Origin of the sequence: Domibacillus robiginosus (genome assembly GCF_000966195.1) — a bacterium.
In the GTDB taxonomy this organism is placed as follows: domain Bacteria; phylum Bacillota; class Bacilli; order Bacillales; family Domibacillaceae; genus Domibacillus; species Domibacillus robiginosus.
Map to the genome: position 1 here is coordinate 1 of NZ_LAHL01000050.1, position 15,946 is coordinate 15,946.

The following is a 15,946-nucleotide window of genomic DNA, read 5'->3' on the forward strand; positions in this document are numbered from 1 at the left end:
CACGGGGTGTTTTTAATGAAGTTAAAAATATAAAACGTTGACGTTTTTAATGATTTTGTTCAGTTTTCAATGTTCAATTCATTTTGTTCTTGCTATCTTTGCGACAGCTATAACATCATATCATTGAGTGCTTTTGTTTGTCAACAACTTTCCTAAAGAAAGTTTGTTGAGTATTTTCACATTCTTTTAATTTAAATCAAAAGAATTCTTCAATGACAGGTGCTCATTATACCGCAAATCTCAAAAGCAAGTCAACTTCCCTTAAAGTGAGAAGATAAATAATCTGCACTTTAATTCCGTTGTTTTTGCTTGTTGTCTTAGCGACGTTTAATAATATATCATCTATTATCTTAAAACGTCAACATCTTTTTTTAAAAAAATAAAACTTTCTTGTCATTTTTTTAAACCTTCATGCCTCTTTCAAAGAAAACCCCGCCTGCATTACTCACCTGAGTCTTACTTTAGGATCTTTGATTTTCAAAAAGCCTGACTGCTTCTATATAGAAGAAAAGGCTTCTGGAACTTAATCAGTTCTATCATTTTCTGCTGATAAAAGAAACTGTTTAAACAAAGCTGTTTCTTCCGTTACAGTTTTCTCAATTAAATATGTTATAGATGCCTGTTTATCAGCGGCGGCAGACGGATAGATACTTAGCCTGCCCGAAACAAGCTCTTCTTTTACCATTGATTTTGGTATATATGATACACCCAGCCCTGCTTCAATAAACCGCTTTGTTACATCCATTTGGCTGACGGTCATCGTTTTTAAGTAGGGGTATATTTTTTTCAGTTCTTTTAAGAGCTCTTCCCAGTAAACTGGATGGTTATGCACAAGAACACGATAATTTTCTAAAAGAAGAATTTCGTCCGCTCTTTCGTTTACCGGCCCGGCCAGAACAATCGGTTCACGATGAATAATATTGGCGGATGTACCGGCAAAATAGGATGGCATGCGCGCAAGTCCAATGTCCGCAGCACCGCTTCCTACTTTTTCGCCAATTTCATAGGATTTATGAATATTGATTTGTAGATCAATTTCCGGAAAACGGTCCACAAACTGCTTGAGAAGCGGTGGTAAAAAGGAAGAAGCAATCTGTGGTGCACAGGCAATCGCCAGTTTCTTTGTATAACCCTGCTTCCAGGCATTGAACTCAGCTACATTTTGATCAAACGAGTTCATCATTTCTTTTGCACGCGGCAAAAAAAACAAGCCGGCCGGTGTTAGTTTAACTGCTTTTCCATTTCGATCAAACAAAGAAATATCCAGCCATTCCTCCAATCGCTGAATATGTTTTGTGACCGCTGGCTGCGTAATAAACAATTCTTCAGAAGCCTGCCGAAAATTTTCCTTTTCTGCGGCTTTCAAAAATGTTTTAATCCAATCAATGTTCATCCTCTTCCTCCTTATTCCACTTCGTTATTAATGTTCTCTTTTTTAACTAATTTTCATTATATACAAAAAATTCTATAATGAGAAAAAGGAGTGAGAGAAACATGATCTGGAATGCACAATTATATGACGGGAAGCATGAATTTGTTTCGAAGTTTGGAGAAGACGTTGTAAGCCTACTTGCACCAAAAGCGGGCGAGACCATATTGGATTTAGGATGCGGCACAGGCGACTTATCTTTTTCTTTGTTTAGCAAAGCGGTTCATGTGGTCGGCATTGACCAGTCCGCTTCCATGATCGAAGAAGCAAAACAAAAATACCCAGACATCTCATTTTTAGTGGAAGACGCACATGACCTGCCTTTTGAGGAAAAATTCGATGCCGTCTTTTCAAATGCTGCTCTTCATTGGATGAAGAAACCTGAACAGGTATTGGCTCAAGTATTCAAAAGCTTAAAGCCAGGCGGACGGTTTGTAGCAGAGTTTGGCGCAAAAGGAAATGTTATGTCTATTTCCCGGGCTATTATTGGGCAAATCAATAATTATGACTATCATCAATACCCATGGTTTTTCCCTTCGATCGGTGAGTATAGTTCTCTCATGGAGCAAGCCGGTTTTCACGTAGCCTTTGCTGAACACTTTGAGAGGCCCACCCGGCTGAACGGTGCGGACGGAATGCGAAACTGGATCAACATGTTTGGTGATGTAGTGATGGGTACGCAAACACCGGAAGAACGGGAGCGGATCACAGCCGGTGCTGTGGCAGAATTGAAAAAAGAATGGTTTTACGAAGACCATTGGATTGCGGATTACTGGCGTATTCGAGTAGTTGGGGTAAAAAAATAGCCGCAAAACCTCCATAAGGTTTTGCGGCTACTGGTAAAGGGGCTGAATAGCGTGTAGCAGTGGCCGGATGGGCGGTTACTCGTTATTCAGCCGTTGTTTAGAATCCGGCCGCTCTTTTCAATAATATACCTGGTAACATTACGACGCTTTATTTTTATTGTAGATATCGAAGGCAACCGCAGCAAGAAGCACGAGACCTTTAATACCCTGCTGCCAGTCAATACCAAGACCAAGAAGGGACATTCCATTGTTCATAATACCCATTACAAGGCCGCCAATAATCGCGCCCGGTACTGTACCAATGCCGCCGTAAGCAGAAGCACCTCCAATAAAGCAGGCTGCAATCGCATCAAGCTCAAATGACCTGTTCAAGCACAGTTATTTGTTCATACACGTCCATTTGTGACACTCCTCGGTATTCTACCGAGACGCCAAACTAAAAACAAAAAAGAATGTGCGTGAGAAACACACATTCTTTTCTGATTTTATAAAGCGGATGCAGGCGCCTTGTTTCGAACTGGCTCTCCGAATTGCGGATATCCTTTTTCATCAAACGTAAAAGGCTGGATGCAAGTATGCCGGCCTGCGTCATTGAGCGCTTCACCGCCATCTGTTTTTTGATCACGGACATGGTAAACAAGCAAATCTGTCTTCCCGTCTTCCGCTACAGTAAAGCTGTTATGACCTGGACCAAACTTGTTGTTTTCTTCACTCGTCTGAAAAACGGGGTTTTTCGCTTTTTCCCAAGACACCGGATCCAGCAAATCACTTTTTTCATCCGCTGTCAGCAGCCCCATCGCATAGTTTTCATCGGTGGCACTGGCAGAATATACAATAAAGATTTTGCCGTTTCGCTTTAATACCGCCGGGCCCTCGTTCACAGGAATTTTTCTCATTTCCCATTCAAGATCCGGCTTTGTCAGCATTACCTGTTTCGCCTTCAATGTCCAAGAATTTTCCATTTCAGCAATGTATAAATTTGAATTCCCTAAAATGTCCGGATCTTTCTGCGCCCATACATAATAGAAAACTTCTTTATGCTCAAATACAGTTGCGTCCAGACAAAAAGATTCCCAGTTTGTTTTTACCTGCCCTTTTTCTATCCACTCACCTTCAAGTGGATTTTCATTGTCGTTTTCGATAGCATACATCCGATGCTGGAATGTTTTATGTTCCGAGTGCCCTACTTCACTTGGTGCCGCCGCAAAATAGATATACCACTTTCCTTCTATATAATGCAGCTCCGGCGCCCAAATAAGACTACTTAACGGGCCTTCACTATGCTTGGCCCAGACCGTTACAGCCTCTGCTTCCCGGAGGCCGTCAATGGTTTCCGCACGGCGCAGGTCAATCCGGTCAAACTCTGGGGCGGAGGCGATGAAGTAATAAAAGCCGTCCGTATGCTTGTGAATAAAAGGATCAGCCTGCTTTAACAGCAGCGGGTTGTTATAAGACACCATCAAGTTGCTTATCTCCTTTCAATTAAGCTTTGGCTAAACGGATAACGTTCCAAGACAGCTTCGGCAATTGAGCAGAAAGCTGGCCGTTCTCCACTTTTGCATCTCCACTGTTATGAGGAACAACATTTGAATGATTTTCTTTGTTCGTTGCTTTTACATCGTTATTTTCAAGAACAATATGTTCCTTTACCTTGTATCCCTCAAAGCTTCTGATGTCCCCTGTTAAGCTTAATGATTCTTGCTGGTGGCGGTTTACAGCGAAAATCGTCAGCGTTTCATCTTCTTCATTGTAAACAGACATAGAATCCAGGTAAGGAACATCTGTAAAGTCTTTAGAATCATATTTTGGGGAAGAAACGATCGATTGAAGCGCCGTTCCTCTTCCATAAACAGATGCATGCATATACGGATAGAAGATGGACTGTTTCCATGCTTCTCCGCCTTTTTCTGTCATAATCGGCGCAATAACATTTACAAGCTGAGCGAGGCAGGCAATTTTCACACGGTCGGCACGGCGCAGTAATGAAATGAGCATGCTGCCGACAAGAAGTGCATCTTCAAACGTATAAATATCTTCAAGCTGCGGCGGTGCCACTGTCCAAGGCTCCAGTTTTTTATCTGATTCTTTAGTATGGAACCAGACATTCCACTCATCAAATGATAGATTGATTGTTTTCTTGCTGCGTTTTTTTGCTTTAATATAGTCGGCAATGGAAATAACAGAGTAAATAAACTGATCCATATCCATTGACTGGGCCAAGTAGTTTCCTAAATCTTCATCATAGTTTCCATAGTATGTATGGAGAGAAATGAAATCAACATGATCATACGTATGCTCAAGCACTGTTGCTTCCCATTCTGCAAACGTCGGCATATGGCGGTTTGAGCTTCCGCAGGCAACCAGTTCAATCGACGGGTCAACCCATCTCATTGCTTTCGCTGTTTCAGCAGCTAAACGGCCGTATTCATATGCTGTTTTGTGTCCGATTTGCCAGGGGCCATCCATTTCATTTCCTAAGCACCATGTTTTAATATTGTACGGTTCTTTATAACCGTGCTCAATCCGCTTATCACTCCAATAAGAACCCGATGTATGGTTGCAATATTCTACAAGATTACGGGCTGCATCAATGCCACGCGTCCCTAAGTTAACTGCCATGTTTACTTCTGCATTAATTTTTTTCGCCCAGTCCATAAATTCATTTGTCCCGATAATATTAGGTTCTGTCGCGCGCCAGGCAAGATCTAGTTTTCTCGGGCGTTCTTCTACAGGCCCAACACCGTCTTCCCAGTTATAACCTGATAAAAAATTTCCGCCGGGGTAGCGGACAAGCGGCACTTTCAACTCTTTTACAAGATCAATAACATCCGTACGGAAGCCCTGTTCGTCAGCTGACGGATGATCTGGCTCATAAATCCCTTCATATACAGCGCGACCTAAATGCTCAATAAATGAACCGTAAATGCGCTCGTCAATTTGTCCAATTACAAATTCCTTATCAATGGTCATTTTTGCTTTTTGTGTCATGTGAACAGTCTCCTTTTTATTCATTATTGGATTACTCTTTTTTCTTCAAGTAGTATGCGTTTCATGTATAGATAACGCGGACTTTTTAGCATACAGCGCTTCCACTTTTTTTTCCACGCGGTTAAACGAATGCTGAACGAGCCAAAGCTGAATCATAACCAGCGTACTGCTCAAAAAGAACAGGGCCGCTGACGGATAGGAAAAAAGCAAATAATAAATCGCAGATTGACCGATAAGCACAGCAAGTGAAATCGGTAAATTAAAAATGCTCATAATAAAAGCCGTTTTCCATACGTGTAAAAACGATCCTTTTTTCTCTGCATAAACTGGCAGTAAGTGTGTTGACAAGACTGCTAAAAAGAAAACAGCAAGGAAAAAGGCTGCAATCACCATAAGACTGGCTCCATTTTGTTGGATTACTAGAAAGTTTACATATAAAACAAGTACCGCTGCCGCAAAAGTAAGCCCGATTTTATTAACCGCCACAAAAGAAGAATGGTATTCCGTCCAAAACGTCCGGAAAACAGGCACGCTTTCTTCCCCGTCAAGCCATTGTTTACAGACTGCCATCAAAGCAGCAGTTGCTGGGAAAAAGCCAAATAAAACGAGGCCAGCTGTAGTGAAAAGCATCCATAGTATATGAACGTATGCCATCTTGGCTATCCAGGAAAAAACGAGAATCATTTTTTCCATAAAGGCATTGGATTTCATAGCAGTTCCTCCTTACCTATTTGAAGCATAGGATACAATTCTTTTTATCCTTTCACTCCGCCAACTGTCATTCCTTCAATAAAGAATTTCTGGAAGAATAAGAATAAGATAATGACTGGCAAAACCGTCATAACTGAACCAGCAATTAGTACGTCGTAGTTATTTCCATATGGCGTTAAAAGAGTAGCTAGCCCTACAGGCAATGTAAACATCGTATTAGAACGAAGAACGACTAACGGCCATAAAAAGTTATTCCAGCTTGAGAGCCCCTGCAAAATAGCCATCGCCGCAAAAGAAGGAAGCATAAGCGGTGCCATAATACGGAAAAAAATCCCGTATTCCGAGCATCCATCCATTCGGGCTGACTCCATCAACTCTTTTGGAAGGCCAGAAGCATATTGCCGGAAAAAGAAAACCGCAACTGGTGCCACCATCATTGGCAAAATAACAGCTAAATACGTATCTACCAATCCAACTTGAATCATAAACTGATAAAGCGGAAGCATTAAAATCTCAAAAGGGATCATCAAAATAAGCAGCACTAAAATAAAAACAAAACGGTTTCCTTTAAAGTCGTACATTGCTAACGCATAACCAACCATTGACGAAAAGAATAAGCAAAGGGCGATCGTAAAACCGGAAATGATCAAGCTGTTTATATACCAGTCCCAATAGTTTCCACCCTCTGTAAAAATGTACGTGTAGTTATTTAAATTCAGCTTATCAAATGGAATTGATAAAGTAATTCCACTTCTCATCAAGTCAGAAGAAGGTCTTAGCGAAGAAATAAAAAGTGAAAATAAAGGGAAAACAGCTAATATAGCAATAATGGCGATAAAAGCTGTCGTGCCAAAGGACAAAAGTTTTGCTTTACTGTTCATCTTTTTATTCTCCTTTCTTGAAAGTACCAAACAGAACAAGCTGTGCGATACTTATAATGAAAATAATAATCATCAATACGACACCAATTGCGGCCCCAAAGCCCATATCATTCATTTTAAATCCTTGCTGGTATATATATCCGACTATTGTTAAACCGATATTGCCTGGTGAACTATCCTGCCAGAATACATAGGATTCTTCGTACATACGAAAGCCGTGAATAATTGATATCGTAACAACGTAAATTGTAATCGGTTTCAACAAAGGTATTGTGATATGTCTAAATTTATGGAACACGCCGGCCCCATCCATTTCTGCAGCCTCATATAGCTCTTTCGGAACATTTGCAAGACCTGCCATGAAATACAAAATATTTACACCTAGCCATTTCCAAGAACATAACAGAACCATTAAAAACATGCCGGATACAGCACCAAAACGCCATTCAACGGGGTCAAATCCTAAAAAGCCAATAACCGTATTCGCTAAGCCGTCTTCTGATTCGCCAAACATCAGCCGAAAAATGACACCGGCGACAATCGTTGATGTTAAGGCTGGAATAAAAATCGCAGCTCTAAACAAATCAGCAAAGCGAGTAAATTTGGAATTTAATAAGACAGCTAAAATAATAGGGAAAATGGTCAAAAGGGATGTCGTTAAAACAACATAAATGGTCGTGTTAGAAAGTGCTTTAAAAAAAGTAGGATTCAAAATTCTTTCATAGTTACTTAACCCGATAAAAGTTGTCTGGCCTGGAAGAACCGACTGGAAACTTAAAACAACCCCACTAACAAGCGGATAGAGGAAAAGAAATAAAAACGAAAGAATAAAAGGAGCAACAAATACGTAAGGAACTACTTTTTTAGATAAAAAGAAACTTTTAATCGACCACTTTGGTTTAACAATTTCAGATTCAGCTGCTGTTCTTCCAATCATAAGATACTCCTTTCTCATTTCATGAATGGATAGTATGAAGGCAGGAGATCTCCTGCCTTCTATTCATGAATTAGTTTCCGGTATTACTTTTCACCGCTTCCGCCGCTTCTTTCAATGCCTCTTCAGGTGTCTGGGATTGACTGCGGTATACATTATTAAATACGTTTGTGAACAACTGTTCTTGAACAACAGGAATATTTTCATTCATGTTAATTGAGTCAATTTCATCCTTCACTTCAACCAATGTGTTGAAAATATCCGAACCGAAATATTGATAGTAAATGTTGTCTTTTTTCATTGCTTCACTTTCCCATACTGTCCACATCGGAGGATCAAAACCTAAAACTTCCCATAAAGCAATGTTTCCTTCTTCAGACAATTTTGCATAGGCAAGGAATTCTTTTGCTAAGTCCGGATGCTCGCTTTGATTCGTTACAGCCGTACCTGTACCGCCTGCACCTGCAGAACGGTTTCCATCTTCTGTCCATTTCGGCATCGGACGAATCACCATTTTCCCTTTGAGATCTGGCATATAGTCAGTGAATCGGCTCATATACCACATAGGCATTAAGATTGAAGCAGCTCCGCCGTCATTCATATATCCATAGAATTCTTCAGCGTGATATTCTCCGCCAGGAGCAAGTTCAGCAATCCCGTCCTTTAACAAACCGTTTAGTGATTCTAATGTTTTTGTATTCGTTTCATTCGCAAGAGTAAGCTCTCCATTTTCATCGTAGAAATCAGAACCTTGCTGTTTAATCAGAGGCCAGTAAGACCACCAGTCCATGCTTTCAAGAGCAAGCATCTTGGAATCCGTGCTTTCAGCGACCTTTTTGCCTGCTGCTACGTAATCTTCCCACGTAACGATTGAATCAATGTCTACTCCTGCCTGATCCATAATTTCTTTATTGTAATAGGCGACCGTCGCTCCGACGTGGGTAGGCATTCCATAGTAATTTCCATCCTTCGAATAGATATCAAAACGCGATTCGATAAATTGATCCAATACAGGCTCCACATACTCATTCATAGGAAGAAGCTGAGGCTCCCCTTTTAAGTAGTTCGGAAAACGGCCAACTTCGATATCGACAATATCTGGAGCTCCTGTACCTGACTGTAACGCTAAAAGTAAGTTGTTGTGCATGTTGTCATATGGATAAGCTTCAGCTTTCAATTTAATTGGGCGGTCTGGGAATTCCTCATTCCATCTTTTTACAGCATCTTCATAAAACTTTATATGCACTTCTTGGAAAGTCCAAAACTTTAACTCAGTCGCATCCTCTGCATCACTGCCGATTACTGCTGTTTTGTCCGCCCCTTCAGCACCTTCTGAACCGCCACCACCACCGCCTTTCCCGCATGCTGCCAAAATGACAAACAACATACTAAAAAGCATGATGTACAAGCTGCTTTTCTTCATTCCTCTCTCCCCTTTGCTTAATTAAATTGAAAGCAGAACATCCATCAACTCTGAGTTAAACTTATTTCGTGCACGTACACGTAAAAATTAAACAAAATGACCTTTCTATTCGTGTACGTACACGATCCCAGTAAGAAAAGCCAAGATAACGCTTACATTTAGTTTAGCAACATCGTTGATAAATTGAATTTTATCATCCCTAACTTGTACGGTCAACCCCTTTTTAGAATATTCAGTAAAATCATATAGATTCTCCTTTAATAATCTCGTGGCCTAAAAGCGGAACAGATATATAGGTACCTCTCTCAATTTTATTCACAATACTTTCAACCGCTTTTTCACCAATTTCTACGATAGGATATTTCACTGTTGTTAAGCGCGGTGATATGTACTTTAACATATCAATATCATCAAATCCTATAATCCCTGCCTGTTTTGGAATTGGAACGTTTCTTTCTTTTAAAAGATTCATTACTTCCAGCGCATATAAATCTGTAGAACATACTATGGCTGTTTTTTCAGCAGGATTAAATGAATAATCTTGCAATTTCTCCAAATAGTCAGCATCTTTTAATACAAGGGGTTTAGGGGCATTGTTTAATTCGATTCCTTCCATAAATCCAATAAAACGCTCTTCTTGTGTGTAAATATTTGATTTTCCAGCGTATGCAAGAGGAGGACTTACATAAATAAATTGTTTATACTTTTTTGATGCAATGTAATCAACCGCTTCTTTCATCGCTTGGCGCTCATGGATACCTACATATTCCCAATTGATTGATACGTAATTGAAAATAGTTACAATCGGAGTATGAAATCTGCTTAAATAAGCGTCAAATTCTTTCCCTTGGTTCACTGTGAATAAAATGATTCCGTCGACCTTGCGATTGATCAAATATTCAATGCATGTCCGCTCATTTTCAGGGTTTTTATCCGTTAGCGTAATATAAACAAAATAACCAAGCTCCCTCGCTTTCTGTTCTATGGCATTCATCAACTGGGCAAATGAACGATTGTACAAATCAAATAATACAATGCCAAGTGTCATCGTTCTCCCCATAACGAGGCTTCTTGCAGTAAAATCCGGCTGATAATTCATTTCTTCCGCCGCTTGTAATACTTTGTTTCTTGTTTTTTCACTGATACCTGATCGGTTATTAAGCGCTCTATCCACAGTACCGGCAGAAACACCACAAACGGCTGCAATATCTTTAATCGTAACACGCATTCTTTATTCCTCCCTCGGCTGCTCCATATTTCACTTGTAATAGAGATTGCTAATACTTTATTATACTTCACTTGAACGGTCAACTTGCACCTTAGCAAACAGAAAAACAAGGGTATATATTGCACCCTTGTTTACTTTAAAGCCCTTGTTCATTTATATAGCGCAGCATTGTATAGCGGTCTCTAAGCATATGAGCCTCCTTCAAGCTTGCTTCTACCAATTCAGGCTCGATACCCAAGTCCGCTGGCTTAGTAGGTGCACCGACCTTTTCTAAAATCCTCGTAATATCATCAGGATAAGGAATAAATTTAATAACGTTTTGATTTGGCAGTTTCTCAGCCTTCTCTTTATACAACCGAGCAATAAGAGCTGTGGCAGCTGCTACCTTGGCACCATGAAGAACTTGCGGGCGACCTTCTCGAATAAAATTCATTTCCCAATAGTGAGAAAGATGGTGCTCTCCTCCAGAAGCTGGATGTGACTGTCCAAACATGAGCATAGCGAGCCCAGACTCAATAAGAGCATCCATTAAGATGCGGATACCTGCCTCTTCTTTTCTGGAAATTTGGTCGATATTTTCAACGCAATGATTCAGCACACGCTCAGTGATAGCGGCTGCTTCTTCTAAATAGGGCTCTCCGGCCGTTGCATAGCCAAATTTCCAATCTGCTAGTGAAGTAAACTTTGCCATCATGTCACCAAACCCGGCTGCGACCATCTCATCCGGGGCATTCATTAAAACTGTTATATCCGCAAATAAAGCCCGTGGTGAAGCCGCTTTAAATGTCTTTTTCATCCCTCGTACAATAAGCGGTGCTCCAACAGAAGTAAAGCCATCCACTGACGGGGCAGTTGGAATTGAAATGAACGGAATTCCAGTCTTGTCACTGCAAAATCGGGTAATGTCATGAATGGTGCCAGAACCAACGGCAAATAAAGCATCCGTTTCTTCGTTGATATCAATCAATGCCTGGACAATGGACACTTCATCCGCTTTTACGTCTCCGTTCCGGTCAGGTTCAATCAAGCATATGCGAACTGCAAGAGACGTTGCATGCAATTGTTCAGTTAATTTATCTCCGGCTGCCTTTTGTGTTTTTTCATCAGCAACTATTAAAATATTTTTCCACTTCTTATCTACAGCATAATTCGCGCATTGCTTAAAAGCATCTCGTTCAATGACGATCTTTTCAATAGAAGATCTGGTCATTCCTTACTCACCTTCCTTTGTTGAAAAGCGGTAAACAGTCCTTGATAAATATCGTTGATCTTTTTCGAGAATATTTTGCGGAAAATGCGGGTGATGAATTGAATCCGGCAGACCTTGTGTTTCAAGACAAAGTCCCGCATATTTTCTTGACTCTCCACTATTCAGTGCCACACCTTCATTAATCTGTGTTCCAGAGTATAGCACGACACAGTTCTGATCAGTTTTGATACTTAATATACGGCCGCTCGGTTCATCTGAAAGCATAATATCTCCATTGCCGGTCAAAATAAACGGATGATCATACCCTTCGCCCGCCAGCTTATTTTGAGAGTCATCTGATTCCACACCTGCTTGAATCGTTTGGCCGCGCCGGAAGTCAAATGCTGTGCCTGCAACAGATTGAAGCTTGCCGGTCGGCAGAAGCTGATCATTCAGTTCTACATACTGGTCACTGTCGATTTGAAGAACATGGCCGGTAATATCCCGCTTCAAGCTGCCGCTTAAATTAAAATACGTATGATTTGTCATATTTAAAAGAGTCCGTTCATCCGAGAGGGCTTCGTAATGAATAGCAAACTCATTTTCATCATTTAATGTGTACGTAACGGTTACTTTTACGTTTCCTGGGTAGCCGCCTTCTCCATCCGGACTTTCGCAGGTAAACTGAACTCCACCGGCCATACATTCTGACTGCCAGACGACTTTATCGAACCCTGTCTTACCACCGTGCAAATGATTGTTTCCATCATTTTGTTCGAGTGTATACGTTTTTCCGTCCAGCTCAAACGAACCTCCACCAATTCTTCCTGCAAATCGGCCGATTACCGCTCCTAAATACCACGGATTTTGAACATACTGATCCGCATTCTCGTATCCAAGGACGACGTTTTCAAAATTCCCTTCCCGGTCCGGCACAACGATTTTAGTGATAATGCAGCCATAATCCAGGAAAGAAACTTTCATGCCATTTTTATTTGCCAGTGTAAATTCTTTTATATTGATGCTATTAATCGTTCCTGTCATTCGCGCATCTCCTTCCTTTTTAACCGAAAAAGCTGGCTCATAAATGGGCCAGCTCTTTTCTTTTGTTTATTTCCAGATTGCTTCTCCCCACTTTAATTCGTTGCGAAGCTGAGCTGTTTTTGTATCGTTATCAATGATGACACATTCGATTTTAGCCATTTCCGCAAAGTCGTACAGCTGCTCGGCACTGACAGCAAATGAAAGAACTGTATGATGAGCGCCGCCTGCGTAAATCCATGATTCTGTCGCCGTCTTCAAGGACGGCTGCGGCTTCCAAAGCACCTTGGCTACAGGAAGGTTTGGTGTTTGCTTTGGAGATTCAACAGCATCGACAACATTAACGATCAGCCGGTAACGTCCGCCCATCTCCACAAGTGACGCGTTGACAGCCTGCCCGCTGATGCCATCGAACACAAGACGTGCCGGATCCGCTTTGCCGCCGATTGATAATGGGTTCACCACGATACGCGGTTTCGAAGTTGCAATAGTCGGACATACTTCAAGCATATGGGAGCCGAGAATCATCTCATTACCTGCTTCCAGATGGTACGTGTAATCCTCCATAAATGATGTTTGCTTGTTTCCCGATGCAATTTTCATCATGCGGAGCAGAGCCGCTGTACGCCAGTCCCCTTCGCCCGCAAATCCGTAGCCGTCCGCCATGAGCCGCTGTGCAGCGAGCCCCGGAAGTTGCTTCATGCCATGGAGATCTTCAAAATTTGTGGTAAACGCTGTGTAGCCGCCTTTTTCTAAAAATGAACGAAGACCGATCTCAATATGCGCCTGTTCTTTGATAGCCGCACAAATATCATCACTTTCTTCAAAGGTATACTGCTGCTTGTATTCTTCATAAATAGAGTCGATCTGGTCCTGTGTCACGTTCTTCATCTCTTCTACAAGATCACCAATACCGTAATAGTCGACGACCCAGCCAAACTTGATTTGCGCTTCGACTTTGTCACCATCTGTTACTGCAACGTTACGCATATTGTCTCCGAAACGAGCAACCCGGATGTTCGGTCCTTCTGCTACGGCTACTGCAATATTCATCCAGTCACTAACGTCCTTCTTGATCGATTCATCCTGCCAGTGGCCGACGATCACCTTGCGTCCGATTTGCATACGCGTGCCGATAAACCCATACTCTCGATCTCCATGTGCTGCCTGATTTAAATTCATAAAATCCATATCAATGCTACTCCACGGAATATCACGATTAAACTGTGTATGCAGATGAAGAAGCGGCTTTTGCAGTGCCTTCAAGCCGGCAATCCACATTTTCGCCGGTGAAAATGTATGCATCCACGTAATCACACCTGCGCAATGTTGATCAATGTTTGCCTGCTGCATCAGCCCGTGAATGTCTTCTGATGTAGTTAATACTTCTTTGAAAACAACAGGGTAAGAAAGCGCTTCGCCTTCATTCAATCCGCTTACGACTTCCTCTGAATTTTTCTGTACTTCTTTCAGTGTTTCTTCTCCGTACAAGTGCTGGCTTCCTGTCACAAACCAAAATTCTTTCTTATCTATTGTTAACATAATTCTCACTCCCTCGAGTTATTTTCGCTTCCACTAAGGTACTCACAACTTCCTTAAACCAGCTGCTCTTCCTTCTTCTGAATGAGTAAACGATCAATAGCTGCCTGCTCAATTGCAAGTCCCTGTTTATAGCGATTAATAAACAGTTCAAAGCCTTCAACATCTTTTTCATCCGCATTTACTTCCACGCCCATATTGTCAACGAATACCTTTTTATCAAGATAATCTTCCAGCGACTCATTTTCTTCTTTATTAGCCATAAAGGATGCAAGTAGCGCAATTCCCCACGCACCGCCTTCACCAGCCGTTTCCATAACAGATACAGGCGTATTCATGGCTGCGGCCATGATCTTCTGTCCAACACCTTTGGTCTTAAATAGACCTCCATGTCCCAATATCTTGTCGATCTCAATGTTTTCTTTGTGTAAAAGAATGTCCATTCCGATTTTCAGCGTTCCAAGCGCCGAAAATAAATGTACACGCATAAAGTTCGCAAGGTTGAAATTGCTTTCTGGTGAACGTACAAATAGCGGCCGGCCTTCTTTCATTCCTGTAATATTCTCGCCAGAATAATAGCCGTAAGACAGTAGTCCTCCGCCATCCTTATCCCCTTCAAGGGCCTTATTGAAAAGAACTTCAAACAATTTATCTTTATTTACTTGATAACCCAGGGCTTCTGAAAACTCTTCGAACAGCTTCATCCAGGCATTGATATCAGATGAACAGTTGTTCGCGTGAACCATACCAACTAAACTCCCAGAAGGCGTGGTAACAAGGTCGATTTCTGGATAAACCTGTTTCAATTCTTTTTCCAGCACGATCATCGCAAACACTGAAGTTCCTGCTGAAACATTTCCTGTACGCCGGGCAACACTATTGGTTGCGACCATGCCCGTTCCTGCGTCCCCTTCTGGCGGACAAAGCGGAATGCCCGCTTGAAGGTTCCCGCTTACATCCAGCAGCCTGGCACCTTCTTCTGATAATTGTCCGGCTTCATCGCCAGCCGGCACAGCCTGCGGCAAAATTTCTTCTAATGTCCACGGGTAATTCTTTTCACTGATCAAATCATTAAAAGCTTGAATCATCTTTACATCATAATTTTTTGTTTCCACATCAATTGGAACCATACCGGAAGCGTCTCCAATACCTAAAACTTTCTTTCCCGTCAGCTTCCAGTGGATATATCCGGCTAGTGTTGTGAAAAAATCGATATTTTTCACATGTTCTTCTCCATTTATAATGGCTTGGTACAGATGGGCAATGCTCCATCTTTGCGGGATATTGTAATTGAAAAGCGCTGTTAATTCTTTTTCTGCCTGCTCAGTGATCGAATTTCTCCAGGTACGAAATGGTACCAATAATTCTCCCTCTTTGTTGAATGCCATATAGCCGTGCATCATCGCACTAAAGCCAATAGCGCCCACTTTTTGAAGGGTTACTCCATACTTTTCTTTTACTTCATTCGCCATCTCTTGATAACTTGTTTGAAGGCCCTTCCAAATATCGCTAAGAGAATATGTCCATATCCCCTCTTCCAAGCGGTTCTCCCATTCATAGCTTCCAGAAGCTATGGGCGTATGAGCGGAATCAATCAAAACGGCCTTGATACGAGTAGAACCAAACTCAATACCCAAAGCTGTTCGACTGCCAGTAATATCCGCTTGTATCAATTCCAGCTTATTCATCATTCAGCCACTTCCTTTTAATGGATAATATACGATTCCTCATTCCAATCTGCCGAGTGCTGAAGGGTTCATTTATGGCCGTTCCTAAA

The 15,946-nt window shown here is 41.5% G+C and carries 13 protein-coding genes and 1 pseudogene; 1 reads left to right on the forward strand and 13 read right to left on the reverse strand.

The features are described from left to right. Positions 1 to 523: 523 nt before the first annotated feature. Complete coding sequence (locus VP97_RS19300; protein WP_050183790.1) at positions 524 to 1,393, reverse strand: LysR family transcriptional regulator; 870 nt, start codon at positions 1,391 to 1,393, stop codon at positions 524 to 526. Between the two features lie 101 nt (positions 1,394 to 1,494). Here VP97_RS19300 and VP97_RS19305 point away from each other — a divergent pair, with 101 nt between their 5' ends. Further along, positions 1,495 to 2,235: a class I SAM-dependent methyltransferase gene (locus tag VP97_RS19305; RefSeq protein ID WP_156153564.1), complete on the forward strand. Its 741-nt coding sequence runs from the start codon at positions 1,495 to 1,497 to the stop codon at positions 2,233 to 2,235. Between the two features lie 138 nt (positions 2,236 to 2,373). Here the strand turns inward: VP97_RS19305 and VP97_RS19310 are convergent. The 12 genes and pseudogenes from VP97_RS19310 to VP97_RS19365 form a co-directional block, all read right to left on the reverse strand. Further along, a pseudogene (locus tag VP97_RS19310) lies at positions 2,374 to 2,595 on the reverse strand (ABC transporter permease subunit); the annotation flags it as partial. Positions 2,596 to 2,720: 125 nt separating this feature from the next. Further along, a complete protein-coding gene (locus VP97_RS19315) occupies positions 2,721 to 3,695 on the reverse strand; it encodes a glycoside hydrolase family 43 protein (RefSeq protein ID WP_050183793.1) in 975 nt (324 codons plus the stop codon). Positions 3,696 to 3,717: 22 nt separating this feature from the next. Beyond that, positions 3,718 to 5,223 (reverse strand): arabinosylfuranosidase ArfA, encoded by a 1,506-nt coding sequence (gene arfA / locus VP97_RS19320; protein ID WP_050183794.1) that lies wholly within the window; start codon positions 5,221 to 5,223, stop codon positions 3,718 to 3,720. A 45-nt stretch (positions 5,224 to 5,268) separates the two neighbouring features. Next, positions 5,269 to 5,934, reverse strand: coding sequence for a YesL family protein (locus tag VP97_RS19325; RefSeq protein ID WP_050183795.1), 666 nt, complete (start codon positions 5,932 to 5,934; stop codon positions 5,269 to 5,271). Between the two features lie 44 nt (positions 5,935 to 5,978). Then, positions 5,979 to 6,815, reverse strand: coding sequence for a carbohydrate ABC transporter permease (locus tag VP97_RS19330; RefSeq protein WP_050183796.1), 837 nt, complete (start codon positions 6,813 to 6,815; stop codon positions 5,979 to 5,981). Positions 6,816 to 6,819: 4 nt separating this feature from the next. Then, complete coding sequence (locus VP97_RS19335) at positions 6,820 to 7,752, reverse strand: carbohydrate ABC transporter permease (protein ID WP_050183797.1); 933 nt, start codon at positions 7,750 to 7,752, stop codon at positions 6,820 to 6,822. A gap of 70 nt (positions 7,753 to 7,822) precedes the next feature. Then, positions 7,823 to 9,172 (reverse strand): ABC transporter substrate-binding protein, encoded by a 1,350-nt coding sequence (locus VP97_RS19340; protein WP_050183798.1) that lies wholly within the window; start codon positions 9,170 to 9,172, stop codon positions 7,823 to 7,825. 241 nt (positions 9,173 to 9,413) lie between these two features. Continuing rightward, a complete protein-coding gene (locus VP97_RS19345) occupies positions 9,414 to 10,400 on the reverse strand; it encodes a LacI family DNA-binding transcriptional regulator (RefSeq protein WP_050183799.1) in 987 nt (328 codons plus the stop codon). 136 nt (positions 10,401 to 10,536) lie between these two features. Further along, the gene (locus VP97_RS19350) at positions 10,537 to 11,610 is read right to left on the reverse strand and encodes a sn-glycerol-1-phosphate dehydrogenase (RefSeq protein ID WP_050183800.1); all 1,074 of its coding nucleotides are present in this window, start codon (positions 11,608 to 11,610) and stop codon (positions 10,537 to 10,539) included. Between the two features lie 3 nt (positions 11,611 to 11,613). Next, on the reverse strand, positions 11,614 to 12,633 hold the full coding sequence (locus VP97_RS19355; protein WP_050183801.1) for an aldose epimerase family protein: 1,020 nt from the start codon (positions 12,631 to 12,633) through the stop codon (positions 11,614 to 11,616). A 66-nt stretch (positions 12,634 to 12,699) separates the two neighbouring features. Further along, entirely contained in the window at positions 12,700 to 14,172 is a 1,473-nt protein-coding gene (gene araA / locus VP97_RS19360) for an L-arabinose isomerase (protein ID WP_050183802.1), read from the reverse strand. Between the two features lie 53 nt (positions 14,173 to 14,225). Then, positions 14,226 to 15,857: a xylulokinase gene (locus VP97_RS19365; RefSeq protein WP_216594935.1), complete on the reverse strand. Its 1,632-nt coding sequence runs from the start codon at positions 15,855 to 15,857 to the stop codon at positions 14,226 to 14,228. Positions 15,858 to 15,946 lie beyond the last annotated feature (89 nt).

Bases quoted from the DNA above. Each gene is read 5' to 3' on its own strand.
- VP97_RS19300 (WP_050183790.1), bottom strand. From the start codon at position 1,393: ATGAACATTGATTGGATTAAAACATTTTTGAAAGCCGCAGAAAAGGAA.
- VP97_RS19305 (WP_156153564.1), top strand. From the start codon at position 1,495: ATGATCTGGAATGCACAATTATATGACGGGAAGCATGAATTTGTTTCG.
- VP97_RS19315 (WP_050183793.1), bottom strand. From the start codon at position 3,695: ATGGTGTCTTATAACAACCCGCTGCTGTTAAAGCAGGCTGATCCTTTT.
- arfA (WP_050183794.1), bottom strand. From the start codon at position 5,223: ATGACACAAAAAGCAAAAATGACCATTGATAAGGAATTTGTAATTGGA.
- VP97_RS19325 (WP_050183795.1), bottom strand. From the start codon at position 5,934: ATGAAATCCAATGCCTTTATGGAAAAAATGATTCTCGTTTTTTCCTGG.
- VP97_RS19330 (WP_050183796.1), bottom strand. From the start codon at position 6,815: ATGAACAGTAAAGCAAAACTTTTGTCCTTTGGCACGACAGCTTTTATC.
- VP97_RS19335 (WP_050183797.1), bottom strand. From the start codon at position 7,752: ATGATTGGAAGAACAGCAGCTGAATCTGAAATTGTTAAACCAAAGTGG.
- VP97_RS19340 (WP_050183798.1), bottom strand. From the start codon at position 9,172: ATGAAGAAAAGCAGCTTGTACATCATGCTTTTTAGTATGTTGTTTGTC.
- VP97_RS19345 (WP_050183799.1), bottom strand. From the start codon at position 10,400: ATGCGTGTTACGATTAAAGATATTGCAGCCGTTTGTGGTGTTTCTGCC.
- VP97_RS19350 (WP_050183800.1), bottom strand. From the start codon at position 11,610: ATGACCAGATCTTCTATTGAAAAGATCGTCATTGAACGAGATGCTTTT.
- VP97_RS19355 (WP_050183801.1), bottom strand. From the start codon at position 12,633: ATGACAGGAACGATTAATAGCATCAATATAAAAGAATTTACACTGGCA.
- araA (WP_050183802.1), bottom strand. From the start codon at position 14,172: ATGTTAACAATAGATAAGAAAGAATTTTGGTTTGTGACAGGAAGCCAG.
- VP97_RS19365 (WP_216594935.1), bottom strand. From the start codon at position 15,857: ATGAATAAGCTGGAATTGATACAAGCGGATATTACTGGCAGTCGAACA.